This window comes from Streptomyces sp. NPDC057697 (genome assembly GCF_042799335.1).
GTDB lineage: Bacteria > Actinomycetota > Actinomycetes > Streptomycetales > Streptomycetaceae > Streptomyces.
Genome location: NZ_JBHVJA010000002.1, coordinates 394045 through 417109 on the forward strand (window position 1 = coordinate 394045; position 23065 = coordinate 417109).

General features: G+C 73.1%; 24 protein-coding genes and 1 pseudogene. 12 read left to right on the forward strand and 13 right to left on the reverse strand.

Annotated features, from left to right (window positions below):
* The first annotated feature begins 64 nt into the window (after positions 1–64).
* Positions 65–577: a hypothetical protein gene (locus ACFVFH_RS06890; protein ID WP_383764417.1), complete on the forward strand. Its 513-nt coding sequence runs from the start codon at positions 65–67 to the stop codon at positions 575–577.
* Positions 578–619: 42 nt separating this feature from the next.
* Here ACFVFH_RS06890 and ACFVFH_RS06895 read toward each other — a convergent pair whose 3' ends face one another.
* Positions 620–2173, reverse strand: a complete 1554-nt coding sequence (locus ACFVFH_RS06895; RefSeq protein WP_383765569.1) for a hypothetical protein — start codon at positions 2171–2173, stop codon at positions 620–622.
* Positions 2174–2448: 275 nt separating this feature from the next.
* On the opposite strand from ACFVFH_RS06895, the gene ACFVFH_RS06900 reads away from it, so the two are divergent.
* Both ACFVFH_RS06900 and gdhA read left to right on the forward strand, forming a co-directional pair.
* Positions 2449–2619: a hypothetical protein gene (locus ACFVFH_RS06900; protein WP_383764420.1), complete on the forward strand. Its 171-nt coding sequence runs from the start codon at positions 2449–2451 to the stop codon at positions 2617–2619.
* A 210-nt stretch (positions 2620–2829) separates the two neighbouring features.
* The gene (gene gdhA / locus ACFVFH_RS06905; protein WP_383764423.1) at positions 2830–4209 is read left to right on the forward strand and encodes an NADP-specific glutamate dehydrogenase; all 1380 of its coding nucleotides are present in this window, start codon (positions 2830–2832) and stop codon (positions 4207–4209) included.
* 57 nt (positions 4210–4266) lie between these two features.
* Here the strand turns inward: gdhA and ACFVFH_RS06910 are convergent, their stop codons facing one another.
* Positions 4267–4662, reverse strand: coding sequence for a YrdB family protein (locus ACFVFH_RS06910; protein ID WP_383764426.1), 396 nt, complete (start codon positions 4660–4662; stop codon positions 4267–4269).
* A gap of 128 nt (positions 4663–4790) precedes the next feature.
* Here ACFVFH_RS06910 and ACFVFH_RS06915 point away from each other — a divergent pair, with 128 nt between their 5' ends.
* On the forward strand, positions 4791–5336 hold the full coding sequence (locus ACFVFH_RS06915; protein ID WP_383764429.1) for a GNAT family N-acetyltransferase: 546 nt from the start codon (positions 4791–4793) through the stop codon (positions 5334–5336).
* Here the strand turns inward: ACFVFH_RS06915 and ACFVFH_RS06920 are convergent.
* Positions 5318–5926 carry a TetR/AcrR family transcriptional regulator gene (locus tag ACFVFH_RS06920; protein ID WP_383764432.1) on the reverse strand — a complete coding sequence of 203 codons (609 nt, stop codon included), beginning with the start codon at positions 5924–5926 and terminating at the stop codon, positions 5318–5320. The two genes, ACFVFH_RS06915 and ACFVFH_RS06920, sit on opposite strands and share 19 nt — an antisense overlap.
* 89 nt (positions 5927–6015) lie before the next feature.
* Between ACFVFH_RS06920 and ACFVFH_RS06925 the strand changes: the two are divergent.
* Positions 6016–6240, forward strand: a pseudogene (locus tag ACFVFH_RS06925) (NmrA family transcriptional regulator); the annotation flags it as partial.
* A 62-nt stretch (positions 6241–6302) separates the two neighbouring features.
* Here ACFVFH_RS06925 and ACFVFH_RS06930 read toward each other — a convergent pair.
* The 3 genes from ACFVFH_RS06930 to ACFVFH_RS06940 all read right to left on the reverse strand — a co-directional run bounded on the left by ACFVFH_RS06930 (position 6303) and on the right by ACFVFH_RS06940 (position 9025).
* Positions 6303–6740: a peptidase inhibitor family I36 protein gene (locus tag ACFVFH_RS06930; protein ID WP_383764435.1), complete on the reverse strand. Its 438-nt coding sequence runs from the start codon at positions 6738–6740 to the stop codon at positions 6303–6305.
* Positions 6741–7171: 431 nt separating this feature from the next.
* On the reverse strand, positions 7172–7837 hold the full coding sequence (gene msrA / locus ACFVFH_RS06935) for a peptide-methionine (S)-S-oxide reductase MsrA (protein ID WP_383764438.1): 666 nt from the start codon (positions 7835–7837) through the stop codon (positions 7172–7174).
* An 84-nt stretch (positions 7838–7921) separates the two neighbouring features.
* Positions 7922–9025 (reverse strand): hypothetical protein, encoded by a 1104-nt coding sequence (locus ACFVFH_RS06940; RefSeq protein WP_383764441.1) that lies wholly within the window; start codon positions 9023–9025, stop codon positions 7922–7924.
* A gap of 69 nt (positions 9026–9094) precedes the next feature.
* Between ACFVFH_RS06940 and ACFVFH_RS06945 the strand changes: the two genes are divergently transcribed.
* A complete protein-coding gene (locus ACFVFH_RS06945; RefSeq protein ID WP_383764444.1) occupies positions 9095–10240 on the forward strand; it encodes a cystathionine gamma-synthase in 1146 nt (381 codons plus the stop codon).
* A gap of 156 nt (positions 10241–10396) precedes the next feature.
* On the opposite strand, the gene ACFVFH_RS06950 is transcribed toward ACFVFH_RS06945, so the two are convergent.
* The 4 genes from ACFVFH_RS06950 to ACFVFH_RS06965 form a co-directional block, all read right to left on the reverse strand.
* Entirely contained in the window at positions 10397–10588 is a 192-nt protein-coding gene (locus ACFVFH_RS06950; protein ID WP_383764447.1) for a DUF1059 domain-containing protein, read from the reverse strand.
* A 63-nt stretch (positions 10589–10651) separates the two neighbouring features.
* Positions 10652–10900, reverse strand: a complete 249-nt coding sequence (locus ACFVFH_RS06955; protein WP_383764449.1) for a hypothetical protein — start codon at positions 10898–10900, stop codon at positions 10652–10654.
* Positions 10897–11391: a sigma factor-like helix-turn-helix DNA-binding protein gene (locus ACFVFH_RS06960; RefSeq protein WP_383764452.1), complete on the reverse strand. Its 495-nt coding sequence runs from the start codon at positions 11389–11391 to the stop codon at positions 10897–10899. Before ACFVFH_RS06960 ends, ACFVFH_RS06955 begins: the two co-directional genes overlap by 4 nt.
* 74 nt (positions 11392–11465) lie before the next feature.
* Positions 11466–11996, reverse strand: a complete 531-nt coding sequence (locus ACFVFH_RS06965; RefSeq protein WP_383764455.1) for a MarR family winged helix-turn-helix transcriptional regulator — start codon at positions 11994–11996, stop codon at positions 11466–11468.
* 175 nt (positions 11997–12171) lie between these two features.
* On the opposite strand from ACFVFH_RS06965, the gene ilvA reads away from it, so the two are divergent.
* Positions 12172–13401, forward strand: a complete 1230-nt coding sequence (ilvA, locus tag ACFVFH_RS06970; protein ID WP_383764458.1) for a threonine ammonia-lyase — start codon at positions 12172–12174, stop codon at positions 13399–13401.
* A 73-nt stretch (positions 13402–13474) separates the two neighbouring features.
* On the opposite strand, the gene greA is transcribed toward ilvA, so the two are convergent.
* Both greA and ACFVFH_RS06980 read right to left on the reverse strand, forming a co-directional pair.
* On the reverse strand, positions 13475–13972 hold the full coding sequence (gene greA / locus ACFVFH_RS06975; RefSeq protein ID WP_093550387.1) for a transcription elongation factor GreA: 498 nt from the start codon (positions 13970–13972) through the stop codon (positions 13475–13477).
* 184 nt (positions 13973–14156) lie between these two features.
* Positions 14157–14573: a DUF4307 domain-containing protein gene (locus tag ACFVFH_RS06980; RefSeq protein ID WP_383764461.1), complete on the reverse strand. Its 417-nt coding sequence runs from the start codon at positions 14571–14573 to the stop codon at positions 14157–14159.
* Positions 14574–14670: 97 nt separating this feature from the next.
* Between ACFVFH_RS06980 and mca the strand changes: the two genes are divergently transcribed.
* Both mca and ACFVFH_RS06990 read left to right on the forward strand, forming a co-directional pair.
* A complete protein-coding gene (gene mca / locus ACFVFH_RS06985; RefSeq protein ID WP_383764464.1) occupies positions 14671–15552 on the forward strand; it encodes a mycothiol conjugate amidase Mca in 882 nt (293 codons plus the stop codon).
* A 1-nt stretch (position 15553) separates the two neighbouring features.
* On the forward strand, positions 15554–15790 hold the full coding sequence (locus ACFVFH_RS06990; protein WP_383764466.1) for a hypothetical protein: 237 nt from the start codon (positions 15554–15556) through the stop codon (positions 15788–15790).
* Positions 15791–15840: 50 nt separating this feature from the next.
* Here ACFVFH_RS06990 and ACFVFH_RS06995 read toward each other — a convergent pair whose 3' ends face one another.
* A complete protein-coding gene (locus ACFVFH_RS06995) occupies positions 15841–19122 on the reverse strand; it encodes a tetratricopeptide repeat protein (RefSeq protein ID WP_383764469.1) in 3282 nt (1093 codons plus the stop codon).
* A 572-nt stretch (positions 19123–19694) separates the two neighbouring features.
* Here ACFVFH_RS06995 and ACFVFH_RS07000 point away from each other — a divergent pair.
* From ACFVFH_RS07000 to ACFVFH_RS07010, 3 genes are read left to right on the forward strand one after another with little or no spacing between them, the layout of a single operon-like run.
* Positions 19695–19922, forward strand: a complete 228-nt coding sequence (locus tag ACFVFH_RS07000; protein ID WP_383764471.1) for an MbtH family protein — start codon at positions 19695–19697, stop codon at positions 19920–19922.
* The gene (locus ACFVFH_RS07005; RefSeq protein ID WP_383764473.1) at positions 19919–22294 is read left to right on the forward strand and encodes a condensation domain-containing protein; all 2376 of its coding nucleotides are present in this window, start codon (positions 19919–19921) and stop codon (positions 22292–22294) included. Before ACFVFH_RS07000 ends, ACFVFH_RS07005 begins: the two co-directional genes overlap by 4 nt.
* Positions 22287–23063 (forward strand): hypothetical protein, encoded by a 777-nt coding sequence (locus ACFVFH_RS07010; RefSeq protein ID WP_383764476.1) that lies wholly within the window; start codon positions 22287–22289, stop codon positions 23061–23063. The genes ACFVFH_RS07005 and ACFVFH_RS07010 overlap by 8 nt, the downstream gene beginning before the upstream one ends.
* The last annotated feature ends 2 nt before the right edge of the window (positions 23064–23065 follow it).

The window sequence follows — 23065 nt, forward strand, 5'->3', positions numbered from 1 at the left end:
TCACCATGTGCCCGGTAACCGAACACACACAGCCCGGCCCGCGCCCCGCACTACGCTCGCAGCCATGACCGCCGCCGTCACCGCCATGATCACCGCAGTAGTCGGTGTGCTCGGCACACTCCTCGCCCCGGTGTTCGCGCAGCGGCTGACCACGCGTCAGCGCACCGAGGAGGCCCGACTGGCGGGCGAGCAGCGGAAGTTCGAGGAGCGGCGTGCCCAGTACACGGCCATGAACCGGGCCTCCCGGCAGTTCCACACCCTCCTCAAGGACGCCCTGCACCGGATCCGCGACGGGGTCTACACGGAACAGGAACGGACCCAGCTCGAAGAGGCCCGCCTCGACCACCGCGACCGCTACGCCGAGGCCCAGATGATCGTCCCCGAACGGATACTCCAGGCGTCCCGCGACCTCAACCGGGTGCTCGCCGCCGGGGACGCCACCGTCAAACGCCTCGACCGGGGCCGCGCCCGGGAGCGCGAGGACGTCGAACGGGCCCTGGAGGACCTGAAGGCGGCCGACCCCCTCCTCGGCCGGATGCGGGAGCTGATGCGCCGGGACCTCGGCGTGACGGACTGACCCCCGGGCGGCGCCTGCCTCGCGACGGGCCGTGCCCGCCCCTCAGCAGCCCCCGAACGGCCACAGCCGGTACCGCGAATCCAGCCGGTACTCCCCGGCCCGCTCCACCGTCAGCCGCGTCCACTCGCCGTCCCGCCGCAGGCAGCCGCCGCCGTCCGCCCGCAGCCAGGGCGAGTAGGCGATCCGTACCGTCACCGAACCGGCGGCGGGCACCCGGACCACCAGGGAGGCGTCGTCCCCGCGCACGACCGCGCCCGGCGCCGAGACCAGCGGCACCGCCCCGCGCACCCGGTAGATCCGCCACTCCGCGTCCCGCCAGACCGGCTCCAGCCAGTCCGTACCGCGCCGGACGAGCGCCGCCTCCGCCTCGGCGGGCCCGTCCGGCCTGCCGTCGTGCAGCACGACCAGGCCCACGCCCCACCGGTCCAGCCAGGCCCGGTACGCCGCCGGGCTCGGCCCCGTCCCGTAGAACAGCCGCCCGCGCTCCACGTCGAGCTGCCGGTTCCAGCCGCGCGCCAGATTCACGTACGGGGCGAGCACCGTGGCCTCGCGGTGGTTGCGGGCCGGTACGGCCTCCACCCGGGTGCGCTCGGCACCGAGGCGGCGCAGCTCGGCCACCACGCCGTCGGTGTGCTCCGCCCAGGCGGGCACGGTGTTGGAGACCCGGAGGTCGTCGTCGGTCTTGTCGGCCAGCCAGCCGGAGGCGGACACCAGCACCCCGGCGAGCAGCACGGCCCGCAGCCGCACCGATGCCCCGCCCCGCGCCCACCGGGGCAGCAGGGCCGCCAGAGCTGCCAGCAGCACGGGCGGCCCGGCCAGCCCCACCAGCCGCTCCACGTTCGTCCCGATGGGGGAGGGGATCAGGAAGGTCAGGACGACACCGGCCGCGTAGACCACGGCCGCGAACCGGACCACCCGCCAGCCGCCCTCGCGCGGCGCCGCGCACCACAGCGCGGCGCAGGCCGCCAGCGGCATCCACAGCTTGCCCGCCGCCATCGGCTGCTCGCCCGTGAAGGGGAACACCACCGTCGTCGCGGCCACCACCACGAACGGCGGCACGACCAGCCCGGCCGCCCGCCGCCACCGCCGGTCCAGCCCGTACGCCGCGCCCGCCACCACCAGGAACAGCCCCGCCACCGGGCTCGCCGCCGTCGCCAGCGCCGCGCACCCCGCCGCGACGCCCGTCCGGCGCGGGACGTGCACCAGCGCGACCAGCCCGATCGCGACACCCAGCGCGAACGTGGTGCGCCCGGACGCGGCGTTGCACCAGAGCGCCAGCGAACCCATCACGGCGACCGCGACCGGCCACCGCACCCCGCTGCGCACGCAGAGCAGCCCCAGCGCCCACGACCCGCAGAGCCCGGCGGCGACGGTCACCGTCCGCACCCCGGACACCGCCATGAGCGGCGGGGCCAGCAGGCTGTAGTTGGCGGTGTGCGTCCCGCCGTACCAGGAGAGGTTGTACGCGGACCCCGGATGCCGGGAGGCGAAACCGGCCCAGGCGTACTGCGCCGCCAGATCACCGCCGCCGGTCGCCAGCACCAGCGCCCACAGCAGGTACAGCGGCACGACGACGAGCACGGCGACACCCGGCACCCGCCACCGCGCCGGGACCCGGCCCGCGCGGGCGGGGGCCCGCCCCCCGGGCCCGTCGGGCTCCCCGTCCCGTTCCGCGCCGCGCGCGGCGGTGCTCTCGGTGATCCCCACCCGGCACACCCTAACGGCGCCGTTCGCCCCGGCCGGCGGCGTGCGCGAACGGCACGGGGGTACAGCCGGCTCCACCACGGACCCGGGTGCCGGGTCCCTCGTGCGATGGGCTCCGGTCGCACAGGATGAGGACATCACGCGACACCATCCACCTCGGAGGAACCATGAAGGCACTGCTCTGGACCGTGCTCTGCGCGGCGTTCGCCGCGAACGTCTCGCTGAACTTCCTGATGGAGCAGAACGGCCCGCGGATCGCGCTGAGCGTGGTCAGCGGAGTGACCGTCCTCGTGTCCGGAGCGGGTCTGTGGGCGCTGCGCCGGGAGGCCCGGCCGTAGCCCCGCCCCGGCGCCGTACGGGTCCCGTTGCGAGGACCACCGGGGGGACTGGGACAATCGACCTGCCACAACGGTTCTGTACGTCGCCTCCGTGAGCCGCAGAGCGTGCGATGTCTGGGCGACGCCCTCAATGGGGAGGGGGACCGCTGACGCCTCCCGGGACGGGGGCGTCTTCGCGCGCGACGCCCATCGACGGAAGGTCTTGACCTGATGCAGGCCACCCCTGATTCCGTAACCCCGCACGCCACCGAGAGCCGCGTCATCGAGCCGCTGTACGCCGAGATCCTCCGGCGCAACCAGGGCGAGCAGGAATTCCACCAGGCGGTCCGGGAGGTCCTGGAGACCCTCGGACCGGTCCTCGCCAAGCGTCCCGAGTTCGTGGACGCCCGGATCATCGAGCGGATCTGCGAGCCCGAGCGCCAGCTCATCTTCCGGGTGCCGTGGTCGGACGACTCCGGCGACATCCACGTCAACCGCGGCTTCCGCGTCGAGTTCTCCAGCTCCCTCGGGCCGTACAAGGGCGGGCTGCGTTTCCACCCCTCGGTCAACCTCGGCATCGTGAAGTTCCTCGGCTTCGAGCAGATCTTCAAGAACGCGCTCACCGGCATGCCCATCGGCGGCGGCAAGGGCGGCGCGGACTTCGACCCCAAGGGCCGCTCGGACGCCGAGATCATGCGGTTCTGCCAGTCGTTCATGACCGAGCTCCACCGCCACCTCGGCGAGTACACCGACGTACCGGCCGGTGACATCGGCGTCGGCGGCCGGGAGATCGGCTACCTGTTCGGCCAGTACAAGCGGATCACCAACCGCTACGAGTCCGGCGTCCTCACCGGCAAGGGCCTCGGCTGGGGCGGCGCGCAGGCGCGCACCGAGGCGACCGGCTACGGCTGTGTCCTGTTCACCGCCGAGATGCTGCGCAGCCGGGGCGAATCCCTCGAAGGCCAGCGCATCGTCGTCTCGGGCTCGGGCAATGTCGCGATCTACGCGATCGAGAAGGCCCAGCAGCTCGGCGCGACCGTGGTGACCTGCTCCGACTCCAACGGCTACGTCGTCGACGAGAAGGGCATCGACCTCGCCCTCCTCAAGGAGATCAAGGAGACGGGCCGCGGCCGCATCTCCGAATACGCGGAACGCCGTGGCGAGCACGTCACGTACGTCCCCGGCACCGGCGTCTGGAACGTCCCCTGCGACGTGGCGCTGCCCTGCGCCACCCAGAACGAACTCCACGAGGCCGACGCGGTGGCGCTGGTGCGCCACGGTGTGAAGGCGGTCGCCGAGGGCGCCAACATGCCCACCACCCCGGAGGCCGTACGCGTCCTCCAGGAGGCGGGCGTCGCCTTCGCGCCCGGCAAGGCGGCCAACGCGGGCGGCGTGGCCACCAGCGCCCTGGAGATGCAGCAGAACGCCTCGCGCGACTCGTGGACCTTCTCCCACACGGAGGAGCGCCTCGCGGAGATCATGCGCCACATCCACGACTCCTGCTACACCACCGCCGAGCGCTACGGCAGCCCCGGCAACTACGTGGTCGGCGCCAACATCGCCGGCTTCGAACTGGTCGCGGACGCGATGCTGGCCCAGGGCCTGATCTGACCCGTCTCCTCCCACGACCGTGGCCCGGCCGCCTCGCGCGGCCGGGCCACCGCCCTGTCAGACGGCCGCCGCGACGCGCCGCCGGAGGGTCTCCGCCAGCGCCGTGTTCACGACCACCACCACGGCGAAGAGCACCGCCGCCCCAGAGTGCCCCACGGCGTGCACCGCGTACGCCCCGCCGCCGAGCACCACCGCCTTGACCAGCAGGACCCCCGGGAGCGGTGGGCGGTGACGCGCCCGCGGTGCGGCGAACATCCCCCAGACCACGGCGGCGGCCAGGGGCGCCCCGAGCCCGAGCAGCAGCCGGCCGGCCACCCCCTCCCCGGTGGCGAAGCCCCACCACCCCAGGGCGCCCAGAGCCGCCAACTCCACGAAGAACGCCAGGACTTCATTGGCCATGAACCAGGGGCCCCCGGCCGGGGGAACGGGGGTGCCGCGGCCTTCGGCGGTCATCGGTGGGAGCTCCTTCTGTGCGGTGATCGCGCATCGGTGGCGCGAAGTCGGTGGCGGGACGGCGGCGTTCGCGGTGGGAGACGGGCCCTGGCCGGGAGCGGGAGGCCGTGTTGTGTTTTCATGCTCCGGTGAACCGACCAGACGGCACCCCGGCCGAAGCGACCTCCGCCCGCCGTGTCCGGCGGCGCGACGCCTCCGATGTCGACGCGTGCGTCGAGGTGCTCGCCGAGGTCCATGCCGCGGACGGCTATCCGGCGTACTGGCCCGACCGTCCCGGTGAGTGGCTGACGCAGCCCTCCCCGTACGCGGCCTGGGTGGCGGAGCTGAACGGGCCCGTCGTCGGCCACATCGCCCTGTGCCGCGGCGGGGCGGGGGACGCGGCGCCCGCCGTGTGGAGCCGCCACCGAGGTGTCTCTATCGCGGACACCGCCGTGATCAGCCGCCTGTTCGTCTCCCCCTCGGCCCGGGGCCACGGGATCGGCGCACTGCTGATGGCGCGGGCGGTGCGGGAGGCCCGGCGGCGCGCTCTGCACCCGGTCCTCGACGTCCTGGCCTCCGACACGTCGGCCACGGCGCTGTACGAACGCCTGGGCTGGAGCCTGCTGGCCACCCTCGACCAGCAGTGGGGTCCGGACCGGACCGTGACGGTGCACTGCTACGCCGCGCCGGTGTGACCGGCCCGCAGCGCATCGAGCCAGTCGAGCAGACGGGCGCCCTGGCGGGCCATGAGGTCCGGGTCGCGCAGGGCGTTGGCCAGGAGCGACATGCCCTGGTAGGCGGAGACGAGGGTGACGGCGAGGTCGTCCGGGTCGGGCAGGCCCAGGGCGCGGAACTGGTGGCCGGTCCACTCCAGCAGGCGCCGGATCACCCGGCCCGCCTCCGCGTCGAGGGTTCCGTCGGCGCGCTTGTCGAGTTCGGCGGCCAGGGTGCCGGTGGGGCAGCCGTGGCGGGCGGCGACATCGCGCTGACCGATCCAGATCTCGACCAGTGCCCTGAGGCGGTCGTACGGGTCGGGCAGGCGGTCCAGACGGTGGGTCAGCTCGTCGAGGTGCGCGCTGTGCTCGGAGAGGGCGGCCAGGACCAGCTCGTCCTTGGTCTTGAAGTAGTAGTAGACGTTCCCCACGGGGACATCGGCCGCGCGCGCGATGTCGGCGAGGGTGGTGCGCTCGACGCCCTGCTCGTGCAGGACCCGGGCGGCCTCCTTCGTCAGCCGCCGACGCTTGTCGGCCGCCGCCCGCGCCCTGGGCTTCACTGAGTCAGTCACCCGACTGACTATAGACAACCTCCGGTGCGCCCGTGCCGGCGTCCAACTTGGTCAGTCAACTCACTCACTCACTCACTTGTGGAGTCGCGATGATCGTGGTGACGGGCGCGACCGGCGACATCGGACGGACCCTGGTGCCGCTGCTCGCCGGGGTCGAACGGATCGTCCTGCTCTCCTCGCAGATCAACTCCACCCGCCCCGAAGCGCCTTCGCACATCCGGCTGCGTGCCTTCGAGGCCGCCGTGCGCGCGTCCGGAGCGGAGTTCACGATCCTGCGCCCGAGCGGATTCGCCTCCAACGCCTTCGCCTGGGCCGTACCGCCTCGTCGCGGTGCACGGCCTCACCGGCGGCGAGACCGTGCACCGCGGCCCGGGGGCTACGCCCAGGCGATGAAGTCGACCGTGTCGTTCGTCTGCGGGGGCTCCTGGAGGGAGCTGTGCGGGTACAGCGGACGGAACTCGTCCTTGTCCCTGTCGATGAGGATGGCGAGGTGGCTGGTGTTGTTCACCCAGGAGGAGACCTCGTCGGCCGCGCTGGAGCCGTGGACCCCGCCGCTCATGGGCAGTTCGTGCAGGTTGACGTCGTAACCGGCACCGACGCCGTAGGCCGGGCCGCGGTTGTTGTAGTCGCGGTACAGGCACAGCGTGGCGGGCGGGCACGCCTCGTTGTCCTGGAGCTTGACCACGCCGGGCGGCAGGTGCTCGGCGGCGACGTCGGCCCTGGCGATGCCGGGAAGCAGCGCGATGGTCAGGGCGGCGGCCGCCGAGGCGGCCACGCGGGCCAGACTGCCGGGATGCCGGAAGCGGATCGTCATCTTTTCTCTCCAAGGGGCTGACCGCCCGGCGGTGCCGGGCGCGCGGGGAATGGTTCGGGCCCGGATTCCTGCGTCGGCCCCGGGGCGCCCGGAAGCCGTGGATTCCGCAGTGGAAGGGCCACTTCTCAGAGAGGAAGTTACTCAACGTGTTCATAATGTGACGCAAAGTGGTCACAGTGACGCGGCAGTCGCACCCGGCTGGCGGAGGGGAACGGCGCGGGTGTCAGCGCCCGCCGAGGTCGGCGCGGTGCGCGACCGCCGCGTCGTCCGCCACCACCGCGTGGCGGCCCTCCGCCCGCCGGACGCGGCGGACGATCCCGACGGGGCCTCCGAGGCGAGCAGGGCCAGGGGCCCTCCCCGGCCGCCCGGAAGCCACCGGGCCGGTCCCGGTGAACCCGCGGCCCGCGGGGAACGCGGCGCGGGCGCACCCGTCACTCGCCGGCCGGGGCCACTCCGATCGGGCACGAGACCCCCGTGCCGCCGATCCCGCAGTAGCCCGCCGGGTTCTTGTCGAGGTACTGCTGGTGGTACGGCTCGGCGGGCCAGAACGTGCGGCCCCGCGCCGGGAGGATCTCCGTGGTGATCGTGCCGTGCCCGGCGGCCGTGAGGACCTTCTGGTACGCCTCGCGGGAGGCCGCCACCGCCGCTTCCTGCTCGGGGGAGTGGGTGTAGATCGCCGAGCGGTACTGGGTGCCCACGTCATTGCCCTGGCGGAAGCCCTGGGTCGGGTCGTGGGACTCCCAGAACAGCTTCAGGAGCTCGGCGTACGAGACGGTCTCCGGGTCGAAGACGACACGGACCGCCTCCGTGTGGCCGGTCAGGCCCGAGCAGACCTCCTCGTACGCGGGGTTCTCGGTGGAGCCGCCCTGGTAACCGGCGAGCGTCGTCCAGACGCCCTCCGTCTGCCAGAACTTGCGCTCGGCGCCCCAGAAACAGCCCAGCGCGAAGTCCGCGACCTCCAGGCCCTCCGGGTACGGGCCCAGCAGGGGGTTGCCGAGGACCGTGTGGCGGGACGGGACGGCGAATTCGGGTACGGGGCGGCCCTTCAGGGCCTCCTCCGGGGTGGGGAGCTGAGGGGTGCGGCGTTGCAGGAACATGCGGGGGCTCCTCCTGGGATGGGTGTGCAGTGCGTACAACGCGGCGGCGGCGCCGTGGATTCCGCCCCGGCCCGGACGCGGGCCCTACCGGGGCAGCGTCGCGGGGCTGCCGCCGTTCGCCTCGTAGCCGGCCACCGCCAGCGCCCGGTACACCGTGTACTCGGCGGCCGGGTCCGCGTCCTGCGTCCACGGCAGCGCACCCACGTGTCCGTCGATGTGGACGAACTGGTTCATCGCTTCCGACCAGCGCTCCATGCGGACCAGGAAGAGGACCAGGAGATGACGGACGTGCGCCAGCATCGGGTCGTCGGGGCGCGCCGCGTGCACCGCGAACAGGGCACCCTCGACCGCCTTGGTCACCACCAGGCCGCGGTAGAAGCCCTGCACCAGATTGACCTCGGGCAGATGCTCGTACACCGCGAAGAGCGGCAGCGCGGCCAGCAGCGAGCCCTGCGGGGCGCGGGCGGCCGCCGCGGTGGCGAAGCGGTCGGCGTCCTCGCGCGAGCCGTGCCACTTCTCGCACCAGTAGTGCAGCGCGGCGATGTGCGCGCCCATGTGGGCCGGGGCCCGGTCCATCACCTTCGCCCAGAGCCGGTCGAACTCCTCGGGGGAGTAGCCCAGTCCGCGTCCCGCCGCCAGTTCGACGATGTACGGGACCGGGTCGCCCGGAGCCAGCAGCGCCGCCTCGCCGCAGACCGTACGGGCCTCCTCCAGGATGATCCGGAAGTCGTCCGTCCCCGCGGTCGACGAACGCCACGCCTGCTGCACCAGGAACTCGGCGTGCACCGCCGCGCCGCCCGCGTCCTTCGGCGCCTCCGCCCGCCAGGTGCGCAGCCACGCGCCACCGACGCCGGGCTGCTGCGCCAGCTCCAGCGAGGCGGCCCCCGCGAAGGCCTGCACCCGCTGCCACCGCACCTCGCCCTCCTTCGGCGTCCCGGCCAGCAGCTGCGAGGCCGCCCGCCAGTCCTGGGTACGCTGCACGACATCGAGCACATCGAGCAGATCCTGGTCCGGGCCCGGCAGCCGGATGTCCAGCTCCTCCTGGCGCACGAATCCGTAGGCGTCCGGGTCGGCGGCGTCCGGCGAACCCGGCGCGACCTGGCGGATTCCGCCCCGGCGGCGCAGCGCGAAGGGGCCGACGACCGCGGCGAGCATGCACAGGGCGAGCAGGAACCAGAGAATCTCCATGCCCCCCATTGTCACCGGACGGCCCGGTAGCCCGGTGGGCGCCCTCGCGACGAACTACGCTCTGGCCCCATGAGCGACCAGCACAGCTTCGAAACCCTCGCGATCCATGCGGGAAACACCGCCGATCCCCTCACCGGCGCCGTTGTTCCGCCCATCTACCAGGTGTCCACGTACAAGCAGGACGGCGTGGGCGGACTGCGGGGCGGCTACGAGTACAGCCGCAGCGCCAACCCGACCCGCACCGCACTGGAGGAGAACCTCGCGGCCCTGGAGGGCGGCCGCCGCGGACTCGCCTTCGCCTCCGGCCTCGCCGCCGAGGACTGCCTGCTCCGTACGCTGCTGACCCCCGGCGACCACGTGGTCATCCCGAACGACGCCTACGGCGGCACCTTCCGGCTGTTCGCGAAGGTCGTCTCGCGGTGGGGCGTCGAGTTCTCCGTCGCCGACACCTCGGACGTGGCGGCGGTCCGGGCCGCGGTCACCCCGCGCACCAAGGCGATCTGGGTGGAGACCCCGTCCAACCCGCTGCTCGGCATCACCGACATCGCCGCGATCGCCGGGGTGGCCCGCGCCGCGGGTGCGCGGCTGGTCGTCGACAACACCTTCGCCAGCCCCTACCTCCAGCAGCCCCTGGCCCTGGGCGCCGATGTGGTGGTCCACTCCACCACCAAGTACATGGGCGGACACTCGGACGTCGTCGGCGGTGCGCTGATCGCCAACGACCCCGAGCTTGCGGACGAGTTGGCGTACCACCAGAACGCGATGGGCGCGGTCGCCGGACCGTTCGACGCCTGGCTGGTGCTGCGCGGCATCAAGACCCTGGCGGTCCGCATGGACCGGCACTGCGAGAACGCCACCAAGGTCGCCGATCTGCTGACCCGGCACCCCAAGGTGACCCAGGTCCTCTACCCGGGGCTGCCCGAGCACCCCGGCCACGAGATCGCCGCCAAGCAGATGAAGGCGTTCGGCGGCATGGTGTCCTTCCGCGTCGAGGGCGGCGAGGAGGCCGCGGTCCAGGTCTGCGACCGGGCGAAGCTGTTCACCCTCGGCGAGTCGCTGGGCGGCGTCGAGTCGCTGGTGGAGCACCCGGGCCGGATGACGCACGCCTCGGCGGCGGGCTCCCCGCTGGAGGTGCCGGCGGATCTGGTCCGCGTCTCCGTCGGCATCGAGAACGCCGACGACCTGCTGGCCGACCTGACGCAGGCGCTCGGCTAGGACCTGTCCGCGAAGTGCCGTCGTCCGGCCGGAGGCCGGGCCGTGCGGTGTCCGGCGCGTGCGGTCGCGAGGCCCTGGGCACGGAGCATACGCAGAACGCCGGGCGGACCGTCCCGCCCGGCGTTCCCCGTGGTGCCTCGGGGACCGGCCCGCTCGTCAGGCGCCGGTCTTCTCGTCCTCCAGCATCGCCCGGATCTGCTCGCGCAGCTCGGGGCTGTCGGTGTGCTCGTGGACGGCGACCGCGTGGTCCGTGGCGGCCCGCACGACTTCGTCCTCCTCACCCGCGATGGTGAGTGAGCAGTGCGACACGCTCGGATGCTTGCGGCAGTCGGCGATCTTCCTGGTCATGGCAGCCTCCTCGGCGCGTTCCGCGTGCCGCCCCCTCCAGCGTAAGGGCTGTCCCCGCCCCGCTCACCAGCCCTCCAGCGGCGTCGTCTCGGCGGGAGGCACCTCCCAGGGGCGTACGGTGACCGCCCAGGCCGCGAAGGCCACCACCGCGACGCACGCCACCAGCAGCATCAGCCGACGGGCGAACAGCCTCCGGCGCAGCGCCCTGCCGCCGCGCTCCGCCGCCCGCCGCACCAGATCGGCGGGCACCTGCGGATGCGGACCGTCCAGCATCCGCCGGACCTCGTCCTCCCGGTCACCGCCCCGGCTCACCGCACGGCCCCCGGCCGGCCGGGCACGCCCCGTCGCTCCGTGGGACGGCGGGTCCCGCGCATCGTGGCCACCGAGCGGTTGCAGACCGCGCGCACCCGCTCCACCGGAAGACCGAGCAGCGCCGCGGCCTGCTCCTCCGCGACCCCCTCGTACAGGCGCAGGACCAGGACGAGGCGTTCCTGCGGCGTCAGCGGGCCGAGCAGCCCGCCGCGCGGCCGCTTGTGCCGCCACACCTCACGGGCGAACCGGGTGGCCAGCTCGCGCCGGGTGCGGTCGTACGGGTCCTCGCCGCGCAGCTGCTCCCACTGGGCGTAGGTGTGCGCCAGGGCGGCCGTGAGCAGCCGCTGGGCCCGGGGGTTCGCGCCCGGCGGCCGCACGGGCTCGGTGGTGAGCAGGGTGGCGGTGTGCAGCAGACGTCCGGCCGCGCCCGCGACGAAGGTCTCGAACTCCTGGGCGCGGCGCCGCTCCCGGCCCGACTGGCGCTCTCGCACAGTCCACATACGAGCTGCTGCGGGGGCTCCCGGTCAAGAGCCGTGCGGCAGGTCGCCCCGGGCCGGGCGGGGGCTCAGCCGGCCGGGGGTGTCTGGTGCGCGGTCTGGCGGGCGGCCAGCGAGGAGTTGAACCGGGTGAGCAGCGCGCAGAACGTCTCGCGCTCCTCGGCCGTCCAGTCCTCCGTCACCTGGGTCATCAGTTCGCGCCGGGAGCTGCGGACCTCGTCCAGCCGCGCCTGCCCGCGCGGCGACAGCTGGAGCACGACGGCCCGGCCGTCCTCGGGGTGCGAGGTGCGCTTGACCAGGCCGGTGTCGACGAGCGGGGCGACCTGCCGGGTCACGGTCGAGGAGTCGATGCCCATGCCCGCGGCGAGGGCCTTGACGCCCATCGGGCCCTCCCGGTCCAGGCGGTTGAGCAGCAGATACGCGGCCCGGTCCATGGAGTTGCGCACCTGGCCGACACCGCCGAGGCGGGTCTGTTCGGCACGGCGGGCGAAGACCGCGACCTGGTGCTGCAGAACGTCGAGAACGTGGTCGGGACCCGTGGGTTCGGGGGCGGCGCCCCCGGAAGGAGACGCAGCTGTCGTCATGTCCTGAGGGGGCATGGCCGGGGGCTCTCTTCGTGCGGTGTCGGATGGGTGGGGGACAGAGTACGCGGCCACGGGGCAACGCGTACCAGCGCTGCACAAACCTGCGGACAACGGCCCAGGAGGGCGCGGACACGCGGCCCGCGCGCGGCCGGCCCGAAGGCCCCGCGGGCCGAGCTGCCAGACTTGCCGTATGAACTTCCGCGTGACCGGCTACTTCCCCCCGTTGATCCTCGACGACATCCGCGGGGCACAGAAGATGCTCGACGGCGTGGCCAGGGTGACCGCCATGGAAGGCAGCCGTCACCTGAGCGACCTCGTGGGCGCGCCGGTCCACCTCAAGTGCGAGAACCTCCAGCGGACCGGCTCCTTCAAACTGCGGGGCGCGTACGTCCGGATCGCGGGCCTCTCCCCGGTGGAGCGGGCGGCCGGGGTCGTCGCCGCGAGCGCCGGGAACCACGCGCAGGGTGTCGCACTCGCCTCCGCGCTGCTCGGCGTGCGGTCGACGGTCTTCATGCCGGTGGGGGCGCCGCTGCCGAAGGTGGCCGCCACCCGCCAGTACGGCGCGGAGGTCCGGCTGCACGGACACGTCGTCGACGAGACGCTGGCCGCCGCGCAGGAGTACGCGCAGGAGACCGGCGCGGTCTTCATCCACCCCTTCGACCACCCGGACATCATCGCCGGGCAGGGCACGGTGGGCCTGGAGATCCTCGACCAGTGCCCCGAGGTGCGCACCATCGTGGTGGGGATGGGCGGCGGCGGTCTGGCGGCGGGCATCGCGGTGGCGGTCAAGGCGGTCCGGCCCGACGTACGGATCGTCGGGGTGCAGGCGGCGGGCGCGGCCTGCTATCCGCCCTCGCTGGCCGCGGGCCGTCCGGTCTCGATCGGCTCGCTGCACACGATGGCGGACGGGATCAAGGTCGGGCGCCCCGGCGATGTGCCGTTCGAGCTGGTCAGAGAGCTGGTCGACGAGGTGCGCACGGTCGGCGAGGACGAGCTGTCCAGTGCGCTGCTGCTCTGTCTGGAGCGGGCGAAGATGGTCGTCGAGCCCGCCGGGGCGAGCCCGGTCGCGGCGTTGCTGAGCGATCCGGCGTCGTTCCGGGGGCCGGTGGTCGCGCTGCTCTCCGGCGGCAACGTGGACCCGCTGCTGATGCAGCGCATCCTGACCCACGGCATGGTCGCGGCCGGGCGCTATCTGAGTCTGCGGCTGCGGCTGACCGACCGCCCGGGGGCGCTGGCCACGCTGCTGGCCGTGCTCTCGGCGGCCGACGCCAATGTGCTCGACATCGGCCATGTGCGGACCGACCCCCGGCTCGGGCTCACCGAGGTCGAGGTGGAGCTGCAACTGGAGACGAAGGGGCCGGAGCACTGCGCGGAGGTCTCGGCGGCGCTGCGCGACGCGGGCTATCTCGTGACGGACTGACCCGCACCGGGCACGACGCGGGGGAGCCTCCGGCCCGCCGGCCGGAGGCTCCCCCCATGTCGGTGTCGCGGGATCAGCCGGTGTACGGCTTCGCCGCGAGGATCTTCACGGTGGCCGTCTTGCCGTTCGGCAGTTCGTACTCGGCGTCGTCGCCCATCCGCTTGCCGTTCACGCCGGTGCCGAGCGGCGACTGGGGGGAGTACGTCTCGATGTCCGAGCTGGCGTACTCGCGGGAGGCGAGCAGGAAGGTCATGGTGTCGTCGGGGTCGCCGTCGAAGGCGATCGTCACGACCATGCCGGGCTCGACCACGCCGTCGTCGGCCGGAGCCTCGCCGACCTTCGCGTGTTCCAGGAGCTGGGTCAGCTGGCGTACCCGGAGCTCCATCTTGCCCTGCTCCTCCTTGGCGGCGTGGTACCCGCCGTTCTCGCGCAGGTCGCCCTCCTCACGGGCCGCCGCGATCTTTACGGCGATCTCCGTGCGCGCGGGACCAGACAGGTACTCCAGCTCGGCCTTGAGCTGGTTGTACGCCTCCTGCGTGAGCCAGGTGACGTTTTCGCTGGTCTGGGTCACAGGGTGCTCCTCGTCGGTACTGGGAATACAAAGCATCGCCCTACCCGTAAGCATGTGCTTCCACGGGTGGGCGAAACCACGAGCCTAACAATTCCGCAGGAAAAGGGGGAGAAGGTAAAGCCTCGGAAGTACGAGTGCGCAGGTCAGACCGGGTATGGGGCGGATCGGGGCCGGCGTGCGCCGGTCAACGCGACGCCCCGCCGTCGACGGTGCAGCCCAGCAGCTCGACGCTGGTCGCCCTGGCCGTCGTGCGCAGCGTCAGGATGCGGTCGACGCGGTCGGTGCGGTCGTCGAAACGGAAGTCCTTGCGGGCCACGTCGTTGCCGTCCTCGTGCTGCGCGCGCAGGGTGCAGTAACCCTTGGCGTCCTTGTCCTTGCGCACTTCGAGGTGGATGTCGACCCGCTGGTCGGAGACGACCTGGCGCTTGATGACCTCGGCGCTGATGCCCTGGCCGGTCACGTAGTCGTAACCGATCCAGGCGACCACGCCCAGGAGCAGGGCGCCGAGCACCGATCCGACGATCTTGAGCCTGCGGTCCGCGCGTTGGTCCGTGGAGCGGCCGTAGCGGTTCTCCGGAGTCGCCTCGCGCACCGCGGTCATGATCGTTCCTCCCGTGCCGGGGATCGAGGAATTTTCCACCCCCCGGTTCGGTCACTATAGAAGCCTGCCCATGCGACGAATCACTGAGGATCGAGTCTTGACCGAGCAGCTGCGACTGATGGCCGTGCACGCCCACCCCGACGACGAGTCGAGCAAGGGCGCGGCCACCATGGCGAAGTACGTGTCCGAGGGGGTGGACGTGCTGGTGGTGACCTGCACGGGAGGAGAGCGCGGCTCCATCCTCAATCCGAAGCTCCAGGGTGACGCGTACATCGAGGAGAACATCCACGAGGTGCGCAAGAAGGAGATGGACGAGGCCCGGGAGATCCTGGGCGTCGACCAGGAGTGGCTCGGCTTCGTCGACTCGGGTCTGCCCGAGGGCGACCCGCTGCCGCCGCTGCCCGAGGGCTGCTTCGCCCTGGAGGACGAGGAGAAGGCGGCGGGCCGTCTCGTCCGCAGCATCCGCGCGTTCCGGCCCCAGGTCATCACGACCTACGACGAGAACGGCGGGTACCCGCACCCCGACCACATCATGACCCACAAGATCACGATGATCGCCTTCGACGGCGCGGCGGACACCGGGAAGTTCCCCGAGCAGGAGTTCGGCCCGGCCTGGCAGCCGCAGAAGCTCTACTACAACCAGGGCTTCAACCGGCCCCGCACGGTGGCGCTGCACGAGGCGCTGCTGGCCCGCGGCCTGGAGTCGCCGTACGGCGAGTGGCTCCAGCGCTGGAAGGAGTTCGAGCGGGACGAACGCACGCTGACCACGCACGTTCCGTGTGCGGACTTCTTCGAGATCCGCGACAAGGCGCTGATCGCGCACGCCACGCAGATCGATCCGGACGGCGGCTGGTTCCGGGTGCCGATGGACATCCAGCGGGAGGTCTGGCCGACCGAGGAGTACGAGCTGGCGAAGTCTCTCGTCGATACCTCCCTCCCCGAGAGCGACCTCTTCGCGGGCATCCGCGACAATGCCTGATATGTACGCGACCCAGGCACTGACCGACCTCGTTCCGCTTGCCGATGAGCTCGACAAGAACAAGGTGACCCCCGGCGTTCTCGGCTTCATCGTCTTCGCGGCGCTCGCCGCAGGCGTGTGGCTGCTGATGAAGTCCATGAACCGGCACATGGGCAGGGTCGACTTCGAGGAGGCCCCGGACCCGGACGCGGTGGCGGAGCCCGCCACCGCCGGGGCGGGCGCCGCGAAGCAGAAGTAGGACGGGCGGCGCGGGCGGCCCGGGGTTTCCCGGGGCGCCCGCTGCCGTACTCACTCGCCGGACGGGCCGTGCGCGGCCGGCACCGGCACGCCCATGACCTCCCGGGCGTGGCGCGTCGGCGTCATGCCCAGCCGCCATGCCTGCCAGCCGTCCTCCAGGTCCACGCCGCGGTTCAGCACCACGGTGAACGCCTCCGCGCAGTCCTCCAGCTTGCCGTCGCGCGCCGGGTGACCGGCCCGCAGCAGTTCGGCCAGCTCCTGCTGGGCCACCACCGTGCCCACCTCGCTGCCGCCCGGTGACGCGTAGGGCAGCAGCGTGCAGCGCAGGAAACGGGCCCAGTCCGCGCCCCGCGCGTCACCATACGAATCGAACAGCTGCACCGCCTCGCCGCACAGCTCCAGCGCCTGCGGGGCGCGGCTGTTGCCCGCGTCGACCAGCGCCAGCTCCAGGCAGGTCCACGCCTCGCCGTGGGCGACCCCGATGCGCCGGAAGTCGGCGCGGGCGTCCGCCAGGAGCTGGCGGGCGAAGCCGGAGTTGCGCAGATTCCCGGTCCGGGCGGCCCGCTGGTCGCGGGTGACCCGCCCCGAGTGGTGGCGGGCGCACGCCAGCCCGTACACGTCCCGCATCCGGGAGAACATCGTGCGGGCCCGCTCCAGCTGCCGGACCGCCTGGTCGGTGTCGCCGTCCTCCTCCAGGGCCTGGCCCAGGTAGAACAGCGTCCAAGCCTCGCCGCGCGCGTCCTCGTTGTCGCGGTGGCGGGCCAGCGCCCCGTTCAGCTGCTCCACCGCCGGGGCCGGGTCGCCGTCCAGGAGCCGGGCGCGGGCCAGCTGGGTCAGCGCCCACGCCTCGCCCCGCTCGTCCCGGGTGCTGCCGTACAGCTCCAGGGCCCTGCGCAGCTCGTCCTCGGCCCGCGCCACCTCGCCCATCCGCAGCAGGGTCTGGCCGAGCTGGAACCGGGTCCACGCCTCGCCGTGCAGCGACTCGCCCTCCCGGTGCAGGACCAGCGCGGTGTCCAGCAGGGTCAGCGCCTCCGCGATCCGGGCCCGGTCGCGCTCGACGGCCGCCAGCGCGTGCATCGACCAGGCCCGGTCCTCGGCCTGTTCCTCGGAGGACTGGAGCTCGATCGCCTCCCGCAGCCGGGCCGACGCCTCGGTCAGATTGCCCTGGTGGTGCAGGGTGATGCCGAGCGAGCAGAGTGCCAGCGCCGTACCCGCCCCGTTCTGCGCCTCGCGGTAGAGACCGACGACCGACGACAGGGTGGTCCGGGCCTTGTCCAGCTCGCCGAGCTGACGGGCCGCGATGCCGGTGCGCCACTGTACGGACCGCTCCAGCAGGCCCTTGTCCACCGCCTGGGTCAACTCGCTGATCTCGCCCAGCCGGTAGAGGTCGCCGCGCAGCAGGCAGTAGTCGCAGAGCGCGCCCAGCAGGTCCAGCACGGCGCCCTGGTCGACGCCCTCGGCGTGCCGCAGCGCCGATGTGATGAAGCTCGACTCCTCGTCCAGCCAGCTCAGGGCCGAGTCCAGCGAGCCGAAGCCGTGCGAGCCGAACTGCCCGGCCCGGGTGGACATCTTGCCGTCCACCATGCGGATCACCGCACCGGCCAGGTCCGCGTAGTTCCGGATCAGCCGCTCCTGCGCCGCGGTGCGGTCGGCCGCCTCCTCCTCGTCCCGCAGCCGGTCCAGGGCGAAGCCCCGTACGAGATCGTGCAGCCGGTAGCGCGAGCCCCGGACATGGGTCAGCAGCCCGGCCCCGGCCAGCTCCTCCAGCAGCCGCCCGGCCTCCTGCTCGTCGGCGGCGAGCAGCGCGGCGGCCGCGGCGGCGCCCAGGCTCGCCCGCCCGGCCAGCGCGAGCCGGCGCAGCAGCCGCCGCGCCTGCTCGGACTGGTCGGTGTAGCGCAGCCACAGCGCCCGCTCCACCGGCCCGACCCGCTCGTACCCGGCGAGACCGGTGGCCAGGTCGTCGCGGGTGCGCGCGCCGAGCGAGGAGCCCGCCACGCGCAGTGCGAGCGGCAGGCCGCCGCAGAGTTCGGCGACGGTGTCGGTCGCCCGGGAGTCGTACGGCCCCTCCTCCGGGGTCCCGGCCGCCTCGCGCAGCAGCTCCTCCGCGCCCGCCGCGTCGAGCGCGCCGACCGGCAGCCGGTGGACCCGCGCCGGGAGGTCGGCCGGCAGCTCCAGGGGCTCGCGGGCGGTGACCAGGACCAGGCTGTCGGAGCGCTCCGGGATCAGGGTGCGGACCTGCTCCGCGTCACCGGCGTCGTCGAGGACGACCGTCACGGGGGTGCCGGTCAGATGCTGGTGGTACAGCTCGCTCAGCCGCCGTACCTGCGCTTCCGCCGAGGTCCGGCCCCGGGCCGCCGGGTCCGCGCCGCCGGAGGACGCCCCGTCCCGGAACAGGAGCTGCTCACGGGGCGCGCCCAGCCGGTTCAGCAGGTGCAGCAGCGCGTCCCGGGTCGGCAGCGGCGCCTCGCCGGGCACATCGCCGCGCAGATCCACCACGCAGGCGCCGCGGAACAGGTCCTTCAGATCGCGCGCGGCCCGCACCGCCAGCGTGGTGCGCCCCGAACCGGGCGTGCCGTGCAGGACGACGACGGTCGGCTTGGTCTCCGTCGACGCGCGGGCCTCGCGCACCCACCGCGCGATCTGCTCCAGTTCGGCGCGCCGCCCCGCGAACGGCCCGTCGGACACAGGCAGATGGCCGAACGACTGCTCCAGCAGCGCGCGCGTGCGGGCGGCCGCGCTGCGGTCCGCGCGGCGCAGCGGCGCAGCGGTCCGCGACTGCTGCGGGACCTTCTTCGCCGTGGTGCGGGAGGAGGCGGTGAGCATCCGCTGTTGGTCGATGAACGGGCGGATGCCCCGTACCTCCAGCGCCGCCAGCCACTGCAACCGCAGCTGTTCGGCGCCGCCGGGCTGTCCGAGCGCACCGGCCCTGCGGTGGGCGGCGGGCCAGTGCGAGGCGGTGACCCGGGCGACGGTGGCGGTGGCCCCCGCGACCGCCACGACGGCGCCCGCGCCCAGGGCCGGCCCCGTCGCCGTACCGAAGGCGATGTCCGCGCCGAAGGCGGCGACCGCGGCAACCCCCGTGACCAGCAGGGGAGTTCCCAGCGCCGTCCGGCTGAAGCGCTGCGACAGCGGCTGCGCCCCGGCCTCCGACGCGTCCAGTGCCCGGAGGTAGGCGGCGTACTCCTCGTCCGCGGCGACCGCCAGCGAATCCAGCGCGGCCCGCCCGCGCGCCGTCAGCGCGGCGGCGTCGGCCCGCCCGCCCGAGCGCCGCACCTCCTCCTCGACGGCGCGCACCAACAGCCCTTCGGCCTCGGCCCGATGGCTGTCCCGCATGGATCTCCCCCTTCGGATACGACGGTCGCCGCTGCCTCGCGCGGCAGACGGTGGTTCGAAGACACGGCCCAGTCTCCCGGCTGCGGCCCGTCGGCGCGAGACGCCGCACCCGGCGGGTGCGGGGCCACGGCGACCAAGATCACGATCGGTGTCCGATCGATTCCGGTCGGTAGCGAATATTCCTGACGGCTCCGCAGAAACACCTAATCCGCTTCTGGTTGACAACGGGCGATTCCCTCGAAAGCTCTCTGGGTGCCTTGACGGAGCTGGAGGCAGCGCCTTAGGTTCGGGTGGTCGTCAATTAGATGTCAGATGCCGTTGAGCGATGCTCTGATCGCCCGGACTCTGCTCGATATCGGCAATGGGGGAGATGGACGATCAGCCCGGTGACGGGTGCTCATAATTCTTGACTCACGGCTGCCCAGGGCCCGTTTGCGGGTCATTCGCGTGCGCCGAACGGTTCCGGTGCCGCACATCGTTTCCGGGGGACGTAAGACGGCGGTCGCACGGGCGAGCGCCTTTTGAACCATCCCCGAAAATGAAGTGCTTCGACGTGTCGTTAGCATATTTTTTTGATTTGCGGGGAAGGGATTCGTGTGCCGGGCGATTCGCGTGCAGTCCTTTATCAGGTGGTCGTCAACGACGCGGAGCAGTATTCGATCTGGCCGGTCGGCACCGCGGTACCGGACGGCTGGCGCGCAGAAGGTTCTGCCCGCCCCGAGGAGGAATGTCTCGCCCACATCGAACAGGTGTGGACGGACATGCGGCCGCTGGGCCTTCGCGGCCGGGCGGCGGAATGAGCGCGCGGACGGCGCGCCTCCCGGGCGGCCGCACGGCCGGGATCACGCATGACGCGTCGATCGTCGAGGCCACGGTCTCCGAGCAGCAGCGTGCGATGTGGTTCCTGGAGCGGACCGGACGGCCCGGCACGTACAACATCGGATCGACCGTCCGCATCCGCGGGGAGCTCGACGTCCCCGCCATGAAAAGGGCGTTGACCCAGGTCGTGGAGCGGCACCGGGTGCTGCGCTCGGTCCTCGTCGAGGGCGAGGACGAGAGCGGCGTGCTCCAGCGCGTCCGGCCGCTCGACGAGACCGAGCTGTTCGACGAGACCTGGGACGGGAAGGCCGAGACACCGTTCGACCTGAGCACGGGCCCGCTCGTGCGCGCCCGGATCGAGCGGCGGGCCCCCGACGACCACCTCTTCTTCCTCTGCTTCCACCACGCGGTCTACGACGGCGGATCGGCACCGGTCTTCTGGCGCGAACTGTGGCGGGCGTACCGCGGGGAGCGACTCGACGAACCCGCCGTCCAGTACGCCGACTACGCGGTCTGGCAGCAGGGCCGGCTGGCCGGCGGCGTCCTCGACCGGCAGGCCCGGTGGTGGGCCGACACGCTCAGCGGCTGCCCGGTCCTGACCACCCTGCCCGCCGACCGGCCCCGCCCGGCCCGCCCCAGCAACGCCGGACGCGAGGTGCGGCTGCGGATGCCCGAGGCGCTGCGGCGCGGCGTCGACGCGCTGGCGGAGGCGGAGGGCGCCAGCTTCTACATGGTCGTGCTGGCGGCGTTGCAGGCGTTCGTGTCCCGGGTCTCCCGCCAGGACGACGTGGTCATCGGCTCGCCGCTGTCCGGCCGGGTCAGGCCCGAACTGCGGGAGGTCATCGGCTGCTTCGTCAACACCGCCGCCACCCGCGCCGACCTCTCGGACGACCCCTCGTTCCGCACCCACCTGAGCCGGACCCGGGACCATGTGCTCGACCTCTTCGACCATCTGGAGCTGCCGTTCGACCGGGTGGTGGAGACCGTCAACCCGCCCCGGTCGCCCAGCTGGTCACCGCTGTTCCAGATGCTCTACGTGCACCAGGGCGACATCACCGAGCGGGACACGCCCCCGGACCTGCGGGTGACGGAGGTCGACGAGCGGACCGACAGCGCCAAGTTCGACTGGCTCGTCACCACGTGGCAGGACGAGGACGGCATGGTTCTCAGCGTCGAATACGCCACCGAGCTGTTCGACGACGCCACGGTGCGCCGGCTCGCCGACGAGTTCCTCGGCCTGCTGGCCGCCGCGCTCGACGACCCGGACCGGGCGCTGGGCGACCACCCGTCGGCCGCCCCGGCCGAGGCCGCGGCGGGCGCCACGGCGACTGCCGTGCCCGACGCCCCGGCGCCCGTCGCCGCCGTGGAGCCGGTCACCCCCACCGAGCAGTACCTCGCCGAACTCTGGCAGCAGCTCCTGGACGTCCCGCGGGTCCACCGCGACGACGACTTCTTCGACCTGGGCGGCCACTCCTTCCTCGGTATCCGGCTGCTCAACCGGGTCCGCCTCCAGTACGGCGTGGACCTGCCCACCTCGGTGCTCTTCGAGACCCGCACCCTGTACCGGCTCGGCCGGGCGATCGACCGCGAGCTGACCGCCCCGGCCAAGGCCGAGCTGCTGCCGCTGGCCGAGGGCAGCGGACCGGCGTTCTTCCTGGTCCACCCGGTCGGCGGCGGCGTGGGCTGCTACGCCGGTCTCGCCAGGGCGCTGGGACGTCCGGTCTACGCGCTGGAGGCCGTGGGCCTGGACACGGTCGAGGAGATGGCGGAGGCGTACCTGGCCGCCCTGGAGACCGCGGCGCAGCCGCCCCTGGCCATCGGCGGCTGGTCGATGGGCGGTGTGGTGGCGTTCGAAATGGCCCGGCGCCTCGAAGCCCGCACCGGCAGGGCGCTCCCGGTGCTGATGATCGACAGCCATGTCCCCGATCCGGAGGACGAGCCGCCCACGGAGGCCGATCTGGTCTCCTGGTTCGCCGAGGACTGGGGAGCGGCCGTCGGCACCGGCCTCGGCCCCGCCCCCACCACCCGGGAGGAGCTCTGGCAGCGCGCCCGGGACCACGGACTGCTCGAACCCCTCGCCGACGCGGGACTGGTGGAGCGGCTGCTCGACCGGTTCGAGATCAATCTGCACGCCATCCGCCGGTTCACCGTCACCGGCGGGTACCCGGGCCGGGTCTGCCTGATCCGGGCCGCCGACGAACCCCGCGACCGGGACGACCACGGCTGGGGCGCCCTGACCACGCGGCCGGTGCGCACCCTCGCGCTGCCGGGCGACCACTACGGCGTCATGACCGCACCCGAGCTGGCACCGACGCTCGCCCGGCTGCTCCAGGAGGCGATCGACCATGGCTGACACCCTGGTGGTGCTGGACTTCCCGGGCCGCCGCGCCGAGGCCCACCTCTCCGACCTGCGTCTGGAGGAGCGGGGCTGGGACGTGCTGTACGCGATCAGCGAGCCGTTCAGCCGGTCGGTGGACCCCTCGCGGTACGTGGCGCACCTGGCCGGGCGCTGCTCCGGAGCGCCGGTCCGCGCGGTCCTCGGGTACTGCATGGCGGCCCCGCTGGCGCGCGATCTGGCGGCGCTGCTGGGCGGCCGGGACGGGCCGGTCCCGGTGGTGTTCTTCGACGGGGAACCGGGCGCCGGGGACGAGATCCGCGCGACGGTCGGGACCGTTGTGCGGCAGCTCACCGGTGGGGCCGTCAAACAGCTCGACGGCGAACTCACCGAGGCGCTGGCGGACGCCGGGCTGCGGGACCGCCCCGAGCGGGCCATGGAACTGCTGGCCGAGCAGGTGGTCCGGCTGGGGGCCGAGGTCTTCCGGGCGGACGGCCTCGACGAGGAGGAGGCGGTGGCGGCCGCGACGCGGGTGTCCGGCTTCTACCTCGACTGGATCGCCTTCCTCGTGGCCTCGTTCCGGGCCGGGTCCGCGTCACCCCACGCGGGGCCCGTCACGCACATCCGGTCGGCGGACCACCCGGTGAGCGACGACTGGATCCGGGCCGGCTCCCTCGACGTGCACGTCGTCGACTGCGTCCGGGCGGGCCTGCTCGCCGATCCGCGCACCCGCGGGCTGACCGCGGACCTGCTGGGGCGCCCCGCCCCCGCCCACCTCGACCGGTAGTC

What these genes read in the sequence shown, in the direction of transcription:
- gdhA (WP_383764423.1), top strand. Translation starts at nt 2,830, where the DNA reads ATGCAGGCCACCCCTGATTCCGTAACCCCGCACGCCACCGAGAGCCGC.
- ACFVFH_RS06900 (WP_383764420.1), top strand. Translation starts at nt 2,449, where the DNA reads ATGAAGGCACTGCTCTGGACCGTGCTCTGCGCGGCGTTCGCCGCGAAC.
- ACFVFH_RS06910 (WP_383764426.1), bottom strand. Translation starts at nt 4,662, where the DNA reads ATGACCGCCGAAGGCCGCGGCACCCCCGTTCCCCCGGCCGGGGGCCCC.
- ACFVFH_RS07005 (WP_383764473.1), top strand. Translation starts at nt 19,919, where the DNA reads ATGAGCGCGCGGACGGCGCGCCTCCCGGGCGGCCGCACGGCCGGGATC.
- ACFVFH_RS06890 (WP_383764417.1), top strand. Translation starts at nt 65, where the DNA reads ATGACCGCCGCCGTCACCGCCATGATCACCGCAGTAGTCGGTGTGCTC.
- msrA (WP_383764438.1), bottom strand. Translation starts at nt 7,837, where the DNA reads ATGTTCCTGCAACGCCGCACCCCTCAGCTCCCCACCCCGGAGGAGGCC.
- ACFVFH_RS06930 (WP_383764435.1), bottom strand. Translation starts at nt 6,740, where the DNA reads ATGACGATCCGCTTCCGGCATCCCGGCAGTCTGGCCCGCGTGGCCGCC.
- ACFVFH_RS06980 (WP_383764461.1), bottom strand. Translation starts at nt 14,573, where the DNA reads ATGACCGCGGTGCGCGAGGCGACTCCGGAGAACCGCTACGGCCGCTCC.
- ACFVFH_RS06945 (WP_383764444.1), top strand. Translation starts at nt 9,095, where the DNA reads ATGAGCGACCAGCACAGCTTCGAAACCCTCGCGATCCATGCGGGAAAC.
- ACFVFH_RS06940 (WP_383764441.1), bottom strand. Translation starts at nt 9,025, where the DNA reads ATGGAGATTCTCTGGTTCCTGCTCGCCCTGTGCATGCTCGCCGCGGTC.
- ACFVFH_RS06990 (WP_383764466.1), top strand. Translation starts at nt 15,554, where the DNA reads ATGTACGCGACCCAGGCACTGACCGACCTCGTTCCGCTTGCCGATGAG.
- ACFVFH_RS06995 (WP_383764469.1), bottom strand. Translation starts at nt 19,122, where the DNA reads ATGCGGGACAGCCATCGGGCCGAGGCCGAAGGGCTGTTGGTGCGCGCC.
- ACFVFH_RS06950 (WP_383764447.1), bottom strand. Translation starts at nt 10,588, where the DNA reads ATGACCAGGAAGATCGCCGACTGCCGCAAGCATCCGAGCGTGTCGCAC.
- ilvA (WP_383764458.1), top strand. Translation starts at nt 12,172, where the DNA reads ATGAACTTCCGCGTGACCGGCTACTTCCCCCCGTTGATCCTCGACGAC.
- ACFVFH_RS07010 (WP_383764476.1), top strand. Translation starts at nt 22,287, where the DNA reads ATGGCTGACACCCTGGTGGTGCTGGACTTCCCGGGCCGCCGCGCCGAG.
- ACFVFH_RS06965 (WP_383764455.1), bottom strand. Translation starts at nt 11,996, where the DNA reads ATGCCCCCTCAGGACATGACGACAGCTGCGTCTCCTTCCGGGGGCGCC.